A 1,801-nucleotide genomic window follows, 5' to 3' on the forward strand; every position below is an offset into this window, starting at 1 on the left:
GGCAGACGGGCATACTCCTCTTCGCTGACAGGCTCCAGCCACTGGGAGCGGCAGCCCTCACCGGGGACTTCTACGGCCAGATGCACGAACCAGCTGTCCCTGGCCGCGCCGTGCCAGTGCTTGACCCCGGCGGGGATGTGGACCACGTCGCCCGCGTGCAGTTCGCGTGCGGGCTTGTCCCACTCCTGATACCAGCCGCGCCCGGAGGTGCAGAGCAGTATCTGCCCGCCGCCGCTGGCGGCCTCATGGATATGCCAGTTGTTGCGGCATCCCGGTTCGAAGGTCACGTTACCGATGACGACCCCTTCGGTGGAAAGCATGTTCAGGTAACTGTTGCCGACAAAGTAGCGGGCATAGGCCGTGTTGGCACCGCCCTGGGCGAAAGGCCCCCTGTTTTCCTGCATGGTCGTTTCCTTTTGTTGATCGTTATATGTCACGCCCGGGCGGTATCGCCGGAGGTGCGGCCACACTGCCGGGCAGCCGCGGACGGACTGCGCCGTGTACCGCTACCGCTCCCCGTGCCTGTCCCGTCAGCAGGGCAAAGACAGAGCCTTCCTGAGGCTGGGGAAACACATTCCCTCCGGCGCTCTTGCACAGTCGTGCCGTCTGCCCGCGGACGCCACTGGCGGCGTCTTCTCTCCCTGCCGTCTTTTGGTTACACTGGACAGGCAGCCCGAACCGGAGGTCCTCATGGCATCCTCAGCCCTGTCCATCAAAGAAGATATCCTTGCCGCTCTGAAAGACATCCTGATGCGGCACCTCCCCGCCCCGGAGATCCGCCCCAGCCCCATCGACGGTCTGATACTCGTCCGGCGGGAGGATCCCCCCGCATCTGACCGCTGTTTCGAAAAACCTCTGACAGCCATCATCGTCCAGGGGGGCAAGCGCTCGCTCATCGGCTCGCAGGAATTCGTCTTCCGGCGGGGCCAGTTCCTGGTCTCCGGCATCGACATGCCCAGTTCATCTTCTTTTTTCGATACGGCTCCCGGACAGCCTTTCCTCTCCCTCTTCTTCTATCTGGACAGGCAGATCCTGACGGACCTCATGCTCAGGATGCGGCCTGCGGGCAAAACGCCGCAGGAAGACGGCCCCGGCGTCGCCGTGGCGGATGCCGAACCGGAATTCCTGGAAGCGGTGCTGCGCCTGGCCGAGCTGCTGGACAAGCCGGAGCAGATCGCCATCCGCGCCCCCATGATCCTGCAGGAGCTGCACTATCTGCTGCTGATCGGGCCCCTGGGCCATGTGCTGCGCGGACTCTATGCCCAGGGCTCGCAGAACAGCCAGGTCTTGCAGGCCGTCTCCATCCTGCGCCGGGATCTGGGGGCCCCGGTACGCATGGAGAGCCTGGCACGGCAGGTGGGCATGTCCCTGTCCACGCTCCATCGTCATTTCAAGACCGTCACCGGCCTGAGCCCCCTGCAATACCTCAAACAGCTCAGGCTGCACGAGGCCCAGCGCCTGATGCTCATGGAAGACATGCGCGCGGCCTCGGCGGCCCTTTCCGTAGGCTATGAGAGCGTGACCCAGTTCAGCAGGGAGTACAAACGCATGTTCGGCGAACCGCCCCACCGGGACATCCAGCGGAAACGCACGCTTGCGCCTCTGGGCGAAGCCGGGGCGGGCGGCCTTTAGGATACGTCCGCGTCATCCGCCTGCGGGCCGGCCCTGTTCCGCGCCGGTGCGGCCCGTCCTCGTAGGGCCGCGCCCTTCCTGACCTCAAGACCATCCCGTCATTCCCGCATGCCCCGGCAACAGGAACACAGCCGGGGCGCGCGGGGACGCTATCCTCCTGCCCGGTGCT

Annotated in this window: 2 protein-coding genes; one reads left to right on the forward strand and one right to left on the reverse strand. The window is 65.3% G+C overall.

Annotated elements, in window-relative coordinates; translation table 11 throughout:
- Positions 1-404, reverse strand: a 404-nt coding sequence (locus ACQRCJ_RS12360; RefSeq protein WP_427799931.1) for a cupin domain-containing protein, incomplete at its 3' end; no start/stop codon positions are given.
- Between the two features lie 286 nt (positions 405-690).
- Between ACQRCJ_RS12360 and ACQRCJ_RS12365 the strand changes: the two genes are divergently transcribed.
- Complete coding sequence (locus ACQRCJ_RS12365; RefSeq protein WP_427799932.1) at positions 691-1,632, forward strand: AraC family transcriptional regulator; 942 nt, start codon at positions 691-693, stop codon at positions 1,630-1,632.
- Positions 1,633-1,801 lie beyond the last annotated feature (169 nt).

It is taken from the genome of Desulfovibrio sp. SGI.102 (assembly GCF_050314315.1).
Classification (GTDB): Bacteria; Desulfobacterota; Desulfovibrionia; order Desulfovibrionales; family Desulfovibrionaceae; genus Desulfovibrio.

What these genes read in the sequence shown, in the direction of transcription:
- ACQRCJ_RS12365 (WP_427799932.1), top strand. Translation starts at nt 691, where the DNA reads ATGGCATCCTCAGCCCTGTCCATCAAAGAAGATATCCTTGCCGCTCTG.